The sequence below is a fragment of the Streptomyces sp. NPDC102274 genome, assembly GCF_044766385.1.
Lineage (GTDB): Bacteria > Actinomycetota > Actinomycetes > Streptomycetales > Streptomycetaceae > Streptomyces.
Genome location: NZ_JBIWLW010000044.1, coordinates 43731 through 51876, shown reverse-complemented (window position 1 = coordinate 51876; position 8146 = coordinate 43731). Strand labels below are relative to the sequence as shown.

The 8146-nt window shown below is 68.5% G+C and carries 9 protein-coding genes; 7 read left to right on the top strand and 2 right to left on the bottom strand.

The features are described from left to right. On the bottom strand, positions 1-264 hold a 264-nt coding region (locus ACIRQP_RS36880; protein WP_403898594.1), incomplete at its 3' end, for a transposase. A 331-nt stretch (positions 265-595) separates the two neighbouring features. Here ACIRQP_RS36880 and ACIRQP_RS36875 point away from each other — a divergent pair. From ACIRQP_RS36875 to ACIRQP_RS36865, 3 genes are all read left to right on the top strand, one after another. Further along, entirely contained in the window at positions 596-1252 is a 657-nt protein-coding gene (locus ACIRQP_RS36875) for a S1 RNA-binding domain-containing protein (protein WP_403898591.1), read from the top strand. A 12-nt stretch (positions 1253-1264) separates the two neighbouring features. Next, positions 1265-1585, top strand: a complete 321-nt coding sequence (locus ACIRQP_RS36870; RefSeq protein ID WP_403898588.1) for a hypothetical protein — start codon at positions 1265-1267, stop codon at positions 1583-1585. Between the two features lie 137 nt (positions 1586-1722). Continuing rightward, on the top strand, positions 1723-2349 hold the full coding sequence (locus ACIRQP_RS36865; protein ID WP_403898585.1) for a hypothetical protein: 627 nt from the start codon (positions 1723-1725) through the stop codon (positions 2347-2349). A 186-nt stretch (positions 2350-2535) separates the two neighbouring features. Here ACIRQP_RS36865 and ACIRQP_RS36860 read toward each other — a convergent pair whose 3' ends face one another. After that, positions 2536-4638, bottom strand: a complete 2103-nt coding sequence (locus ACIRQP_RS36860; protein WP_403898601.1) for a transketolase family protein — start codon at positions 4636-4638, stop codon at positions 2536-2538. Between the two features lie 228 nt (positions 4639-4866). Here ACIRQP_RS36860 and ACIRQP_RS36855 point away from each other — a divergent pair, with 228 nt between their 5' ends. From ACIRQP_RS36855 to ACIRQP_RS36840, 4 genes are all read left to right on the top strand, one after another. After that, positions 4867-5595: a GntR family transcriptional regulator gene (locus ACIRQP_RS36855; RefSeq protein ID WP_403898582.1), complete on the top strand. Its 729-nt coding sequence runs from the start codon at positions 4867-4869 to the stop codon at positions 5593-5595. A gap of 38 nt (positions 5596-5633) precedes the next feature. Then, a complete protein-coding gene (locus ACIRQP_RS36850) occupies positions 5634-6089 on the top strand; it encodes a PTS sugar transporter subunit IIA (protein ID WP_403898579.1) in 456 nt (151 codons plus the stop codon). Beyond that, complete coding sequence (locus ACIRQP_RS36845) at positions 6086-6367, top strand: PTS sugar transporter subunit IIB (protein ID WP_403898576.1); 282 nt, start codon at positions 6086-6088, stop codon at positions 6365-6367. Before ACIRQP_RS36850 ends, ACIRQP_RS36845 begins: the two co-directional genes overlap by 4 nt. Before the next feature lie 337 nt (positions 6368-6704). Next, a complete protein-coding gene (locus tag ACIRQP_RS36840; protein ID WP_403898573.1) occupies positions 6705-8102 on the top strand; it encodes a PTS ascorbate transporter subunit IIC in 1398 nt (465 codons plus the stop codon). Positions 8103-8146 lie beyond the last annotated feature (44 nt).

The following is an 8146-nucleotide window of genomic DNA, read 5'->3' as shown; positions in this document are numbered from 1 at the left end:
CTCCCGCTCCGGCCGCCTTTCCTTCCCGTTCTTCAGAAGCCGGGCGTTCTCCGCCCGCAGCCGCGCCAGCTCGCCCTCCACGCCCTGCGAGGCGCTGTCGACGGCCGGACTGCCCTCGGCGTCACGCACCCAGGTGCGGAGCGTCCCGGGGTTCACGTTCAGATCGACCGCGACGTCCTTGAACGTCCGCCTGCCCGCCGAAGCCCGCCACAACGCGATCGCGTCGGACCGGAACTCCGGACCGTACTTCGAGCGCCGTGCCATGTGGATCTACACCCTCCCGGACCATCAAGAACCATTATCAGGTGCGTCCACGCCACGGGGGTCACCTCATACGACCCGGGGATCGGGCGTTTGTGGTCGGCTTGGTTGGACGAAGCGGTGTTCTGCCTGCGGCCCATCTGATCCGTATCGGCTGAATCGGGCGAGGGAATCGTCGTACCGGAGACGAGTTCCCCGAACCGAGGAGTCAGCGGGCCAACCGTCGGAGCACCAATCCGCTGTGAGAGGGGATCCGATGGGGCGGCCCGCTCAAGACCGTGGCGTGACTACGCCTCCCGGCGGGAGCACAGCTCCTCGTGAAAGGCTGGGCGGCATGGGCGGACCGTTTGAGAACCCGGAACTCTGGGCGTTCCTGGAATCACTGCACTGCGGCGAGATCCTTTCCGGCACCGTCACAGCGATCGAGGGGTTCGGCGTATTCGTGTCGCTGGACGACGGCCCCGACCACCCGGTCTTCCCCGGCGTCGGGTTCATTACGATCCCCGAACTGTCCTGGCGGCGCCTCGAAGCGGCTTCGGACGTCGTTCAGGTCGGACAGCGCGTTTCATGTGAGTTCATCCCGTTCGACACATGGAATCTGGAGGCCAGACTGTCCTTGCGAGGGACGCGGCCGGACCCCTTCCTGGCGTTCGCCGACCGCAACGCGGTGGGCCAGACACTCCATGGACAGGTCACCAAACTGGTTCCGTTCGGCGCCTTCGTTCAGGTCGCAGACGGAATCGAGGGTCTGGTCCACCTCCGAGAACTTGCGTGGACGCCCGTGGAAGCACCGTCGGATGTCGTCCAGGTCGGCGACGAGGTCACGGTCGTCGACCGAAATCGACCGAGAGCGACGCAGGCTGGCCCTCTCCCGACGACAGGGCTCAGCCGGCCTCCTGTGACTCCTCCGTGGAGCGGTGAAACGCTTCTCATACGCGAGCGTTCCGGAGCGCCATTCGCCTGTGCGGCGAAGGCGAGGCGACCGCCCTGATGCGGCGAACCTATGTGGTCACCGCGCTCGCGATGTCACTGGCGTCGCGTGATAGCAGGACAATCGGCCTGGGGCCACTGCGACATCACCGCGTTGATCGTCCCTGACATATTCGGCGGCGACCTCGTGGTCGGCGAGGTGCACCAGGACGGCGAGCCCCAGGGCGTCCGCCGGTGGAAGTGGAACCGGCTGCCCCACGGCGTCGAACTCGGTCTGACGCGTGAGCAGTTCCAACACGGTTGGGCCGTTACCGCGGCCCGCGTCGTCGAACGTCCGCCGTCCTCGCCGCGCCGTCGGTCGTTGTCGTGGGTCGGGTCGTACGCCTCCGTGTAGCCGGGTGGCATTGCTCCCGGAGCCTCGCGCGCCGCATGGTTGGAGACTGCGGGACACGAGGGAGGGGGCGCATGAGTGATTCGACGTGGGCGCAGCGGAGGATCTCAACAAGTGGCAGGACCTTATGGATACCCAGGGTGCTTCTCGCACTTGCCCTTGCCGATCTTGTCTGGGAAGTCGTCAAAGCGAATCTGGACGACCACGCTCGTAGGGAGTGGCCGTGGCGGTTGACCGTGCTCGACGCGTCCGCGTGCGCGGCTGTCGTCGCTCTGCTGACTGGAATCATCGTGGCCCGTGCGCAGTTGTCGCAGACCATGCACCCTGTTCTGAGCTGGTCGGCCGGTCCTGGTGGCAGCCGTGGGGTGGCTGACTCTCTGCGGACGGTCACCCTGATAAACGCGGGCGGCGGTCGAGCCGTTGTCCGCTCCGTGGCCTATCGGATCCGAGCGACCCCACAGGACGTGGAGCGGGCCGAGATCCCGTCCGGTTGGATTTCCTGGCACGCGGCGGTCGATGCGCTCGCATCCCTCGGTCTTGATAGGGATCAGGACTTCTTTCTCCTGCACCTTGATTCCGGCGCGGCGGTCCCGCTGTCGAGCAGCACACGTGAAGGCATGGAATTGCTCGCGCTGGGCCCCCGTTCCCTTGGGCAGTTGTCGGCGCTCGACATCCGAATCCAGGTAACGGACGTGCTGGGCGACGTTCACGAACGAAATCTGCAGTGCATCCGCCCACGGCCCGTGCCAGGTGGCAGTACGAATTGACGCACTCCGCCGGCGGATCGACCGGCCCCCTGCTCGACCGGCCCCCTGCTCGCCCCGGCCTATCGCCCGCCGCTCCGGCGGCGCCACGTACCCGGAATCTGACGCCTCCTCGACCAACACGAGGCCGACTCCGGTCGGGTCAGCTCCGTTCGACCGGTCCCCTCGGGTCGCCGCCCGGGGCGCCGCTCAGCGGGACCCCGCCGCGTCGAGGGACTCCAGGACGGCGGCCACGACGGCGTCCTCGGTCATGCCCATCGCCGTCATCGCGTCGGGGGCGGACGCCGAGAGGCCGAACCCGTCGATGGTCACCGCGCGCCCGGCCTCACCGAGCAGGTCGTGCCAGCCGAAGACGGACGCGGCCTCGACGACGACGCGGGCGCGGACGGACGGCGGGAGCACCGCGTCACGGTAGGCGGCGTCCTGCTCGGCGAACCAGTCCTTGCAGGGTACGGAGACGACCCGGGCGGCGATCCCGCGCCCGGCGAGAGTCTCCCGGGCACCGAGTGCGAGCGATACCTCACTGCCGCTGGCGAGCAGGACGACATCGGCGGCGCCGTCGCGAGGGTCGGTGTCCGCGACCACATACGCACCGCGCGCCACGCCGTCGCGCACCGTGTCGGCCGGTGTGGGCAGGACCGGCAGCGCCTGGCGAGCCAACACGAGCCCGACCGGGCCGGGGCGGCCGAGCGCGGCGAGCCAGCCGGCCGCGGTCTCGGCGGCGTCGGCGGGACGGACGACGGACAGGCCCGGCATGGCGCGGAGGGAGGCGAGATGCTCGACGGGCTGGTGGGTGGGGCCGTCGGCGCCGAGCGCCACGGAGTCGTGCGTCCAGACATGTACGACGGGGAGCCGCATGAGGGACGCGAGCCGCAGCGACGGCCGCTCGTAGTCGCTGAACACCAGGAACGTACCGGCGAACGGGCTGTCGTAGCCGACGATGGCGATGCCGTTCAGCGCGGCGGCCATCGCGTGCTCGCGCACACCCCAGTGGATGTTGCGGCCGGTGAGTCCCCGTTCCCGCTCGCCGTCTTCTCCGGCGGGCAGGAACGAACCGCCGGAGCCGATGGTCGTACGGTTGCTGTCTCCCAGGTCGGCGGAGCCGCCCCACAGTCGCGGCAGCCGCCCGGCCAGCGCCTGGATGACCTTGCCCGAGGCGTCGCGGGGCGCGATCGCGGCGCCGGGTTCGAAGACCGGCAGCGCTTCGGCGGCGTCGGCCGGATCGATCGGGCGGATCGCGCGGGCCCGGGCGGCGGCGAGTTCGGGGTGTGCCAGTGCCCACTCGGCCATCGCCTTGTCCCAGGCGTTGTGCAGTTCGGCGCCCCGGCCCAGCGCGGCCCTCGTGTGTTCGAGAACGTCCGCGGGTACCGTGAACGGCTCCTCGGTGACGCCCAACAGGGCCTTCGTCGCCGCGACTTCGGCCGCTCCGAGCGGAGCACCGTGCGAGGCGGGCGTGTTGGTGGCGTTCGGCGCGGGCCACGCTATCTGTGACTTCAGCGCGATCAGACTGGGACGGCCGCTGTGCGCGCGGGCGGTGGCCAGCGCGACGTCGAGTGCGTCGGTGTCGATGTCACCGTCCGCTCCGAGACCCACGGTCTGTACGAACCAGCCCTGCGCGGCGAACCGCGCGGTGGTGTCCTCACGGGTCGTCAGATCGGTCGAGCCCTCGATCTGGATGCTGTTGTCGTCCCAGACGACGACCAGGTTGTCGAGGCGGTGCCGTCCGGCCAGCGCCCCGGCCTCGTACGAGATGCCCTCCTGGAGGTCGCCGTCGGAGCAGAGCACCCACACCGTACGGGCGGGGACCTCGACGGGTGCCACGGCGCCACTGCCGGTCAGCCGACCCTCGTCCCGCTTGAGCGCCATCGCCATGCCGACCGCGGTGGCGACGCCCTGGCCGAGCGGTCCGGTCGTCATCTCCACGCCCGTGGTGTGCCCCAGTTCGGGGTGACCCGGCGTCAGGGAGCCCAGCCGCCGGAAGTGCCGCAGGTCGTCCAGGCCGAGGCCGTAGCCGGTGAGGTAGAGCTGTGTGTACTGCAGAACGCTCGCGTGTCCGCACGAGAGCACGAACCGGTCGCGGCCCTCCCACTCGGCGTCCGCGGGGTCGTGTCTGATGTGCCGCTGGAACAGCAGGTGGGCGACGGGCGCGAGCGCCATCGCCGTGCCCGGGTGGCCGGAACCGGCCGACTCGACGGCGTCCATAGCCAGGGCGCGGGCCACCGCGACGGCACGGCGGTCCGTCGCGCCGAGTACGGGTGCCGCGGCTCCGACGGGCCCGGTGGTGGTCGGCATGGGTTCGGCGGTCACGGCAGCTCCCTATAGATCATGTCGTCATGATGACTTTGAACAAGGTAACGCATGGCCCAACCTCTGCCCCATGGCTGAAGACTGCGGTGGTCCGGGGTGGGATCGAGTATGTGGAGCGTCCGGATCGTTACGTGGAAATTGCCTATTGACGTCTTCTGGGCTTCTGGTCATCATGACGTCTTGACGACACAAGACTCAATGAGGAGGCCATGGGTGGCCGAGCACAAGTACGCACAGGTGCGCGACCATCTGCTGCTCCGGGTGAGCGGTCTCCCGGTGGGCGGCCGACTGCCTCCGGAGGCGGCACTCTGCGAGGAGTACGCGGTGAGCCGCATCACACTGCGCCGTGCGGTCGATGAGTTGGTCAATGACGGGCATCTCATCCGCGAGCAGGGCAGGGGCACATTCGTCACCCGGCCCCGCTACGCGCTGAAGCACCGCGAGCGGTTCGTCAGTGAGGTCACCGGCTTCTTCACCCAGATGACCCGGCAGGGGCACACGGTCACCTCCGAAGTGCTCGCCCAGGAGCGGACGCGGGCCGGCGCGCGGCTCGCCTCCGCCCTCGACCTCAGTCCCGCCGCCTCCGTCGTCCGGCTGGAGCGGCTGCGCCGGGTGAATGGTGTGGTGCACCATCTCGCGGAGTCGTATGTCGAGGAGGAACGGTTCCCCGACGTGCTGACGGCGGATTTCTCCGGAACATCCCTCTATGCCTACCTTCGGGCGCACCACGATGTACTGCTCGCCCGGAACGAGATCGTCGTCGGTCTGCACACATGCGACCGGAGGGAGGCGGAACTGCTGGACGTGGCGGTCGGTTCTCCGCTGCTGCTGGCGACCTCGCGGGTGTTCGACCTCAACCGGAAGCCCGTGATCCACGGGACCTCGAAGTTTCTGCCGGAGACAGCCGAGCTGTCCTTCGACATCATCGCCGACGCCGAGTAGCACGGCGTCCGTCCCCACCTCGCACGTACGGAGAGCACATGCTCAGCGAACTGCTGACCGAGGAGAAGATACGTTTCTCCAGTGACAGTCTGACCTGGCGTCAGGCCGTGACCTCGGTCGCGGAACCCCTCCTCGCCGCCGGTGACATCACCCCCGGCTATGTCGAGGCCATGATCGACTCGATCGCCGCCGGCGGAACGTACATCAACCTCGGTTACGGCATCGCGCTGGCCCACGCCCGGCCGGAGAGCGGCGCCGTCCGTACCGCCCTCTCCATGCTCCGGCTGGCGGAGCCCGCCCCGCTGCTCGACCGGCCGGAGCACTCCGTCGACCTCTACTTCTGCTTCGCGGCGGTCGACGCCGCCGCGCACACCGCGGCCATGTCGTCACTCGCCCGCATCCTGTCGGACACGGAGACCCGCGAAGCACTGCGCGACGCACACTCCGCCGCCGACGTCACCAAGCTGATCATTCGATTCGAGGAGACCCGATGAAGTTCCTGGCCATGTGCAGCACCGGACTCGGCAGCAGTTTCATGGTGCGGATGAACATCGAGGACATAGTCCGTGAGCTCCAGCTCCCGGACGTCACGGTGGAGCACTGCGACGTCAGCTCGGCCGGTCCCGACAGCGCCGATGTGTTCTTCGTCGCCAAGGATCTGGAGGACGCCACACAGGGGCTCGGTGATGTCGTGGTGCTGAACAGCATCATCGACAAAGACGAGTTGCGCGAAGCGGTCAAGGCCGCCTCGGTCCGCCACGGTCTCCTCTGACTCCTGAGACGGCTCCGGCCGCCGTCTTTCCTGCCCCGTACCCCTTACCAGCCTTACCGCGGCCGCCCGTAAGCCGCCCGTACGGCACCACCGTCCAGGAACGTCCGAACCCGCCCTCCCCGCCGACGCGCCCGCCCTCCTGACCGGCGGTACGCGCGTGACGTGGGCCAGGGCAGCGGAACTCTCCCGCCGACGTCCTGCCCCGCTGTGGATCACCGACACCGTCCCGGCCCATCCGGCCGCGCGGCCGGCTCCGGTCGAGTCCGACAGCTCACAACCACAGCGACCACGGCTATGTCGTGCCCGTAGACGTGCCCGCAGAGAGGCGTTGCCCCCAATGAACAGCGTTCTGAAGAACCTGCTCGACATCTTCCGTGAACCATCCGTCATCATCGGACTGATCGCTCTGCTGGGACTCGTGCTCCAGCGCAAGTCCCTGTCCGACACCCTCAAGGGGACGATCAAGGCGTTTGTCGGCTTCCTGGTGCTGGCCGCGGGCGCGGGTGTCGTCTCCGACGCCCTCACCCCCTTCGGCGACATGTTCCAGCATGCCTTCGGTGTGCAGGGTGTTGTGCCGAACAACGAGGCGATCGTCGGCAAGGTGCTGACCGACTACGGTTCGCAGGCCGCGCTGATCTTCTTCTTCGGCATGGTCGTGAACGTACTGCTGGCACGCTTCACCCGGTTCAAGTTCATCTACATGTCCGGGCACGTCGCTCTCTACCTGTCCGCGATGATCGCGGTGATTCTCATCGCCAACGGCTTCAGCACCTGGCAGGCCGTCCTCTGGGGCGCCCTCGCCCAGGGACTGATCACCACCGTCTCGCCCGCGCTGGTGCAGCCCTGGATGCGGAAGGTCACCAAGCAGGACAATGTGGCCCTCGGTCACACCGGAAACTTCGGCATCGCCACGAGCGGCCTGGTCGGAAAGCTCGTCGGCGACACCGAGAAGTCCACCGAGGACCTGAAGATCCCCAAGAATCTCGGCTTCCTGCGGGACACCACCGTTGTCATAGCGGTGTCGATGGGCGTCATCTACCTGCTCGTGACGCTGGTGGCCGGTGCCGGATACGTGGAGGCCAAGCTCAGCGGCGGCCAGTGGTATCTGCTCTGGGCGGTTATGCAGGCCGGTAAGTTCTCCGCCGGCGTGTTCATCATCCTGGCCGGTGTCCGGGTGGTCCTCGCCGAGATCATCCCCGCCTTCAAGGGCATCTCGGAGAAGCTGGTCCCCAGCGCCAAGCCCGCGCTGGACGTACCGATCGTCTTCCCCTTCGCCCCGAACGCCGTCCTGATCGGCTTCCTGTCCAGCTTTGTCGGCGGACTGATCGGGATGGGTGTCCTCGTCGCCATCGGCGGGACGATCATCATTCCCGGCATCGTCGCCCACTTCATGACCGGTGCCGCCTCCGGAGTCATCGGCAACGCGACCGGCGGTCGGCGCGGCGCCGTACTGGGCGCCATGACCAACGGTTTGATGATCACTTTCCTGCCGTTGCTTGTCCTGCCCTTCCTGGGCGACGTCGGCCTGGCCAACTCCACTTTCTCCGACGCGGACTTCGGGGTCTCCGGCTTCCTCCTCGGCGGCGCCGCGCGCTGGGGCCACGCCGCCGTCATCGTCCTGATCCTGGCCTCCCTCGCCGCCGTGTTCGTCGGCAGTGCAGTGGCTGCCCGTCGGGAGTCGGCCAGGGCCGCGGCTGAGCCGTCTCCAGGGCCCGAGCAGCAGCCGGTCGCCTGACCCACGCCGCCCGGCGGACCGCCCGGCCCCGTCGTGTCATCGCG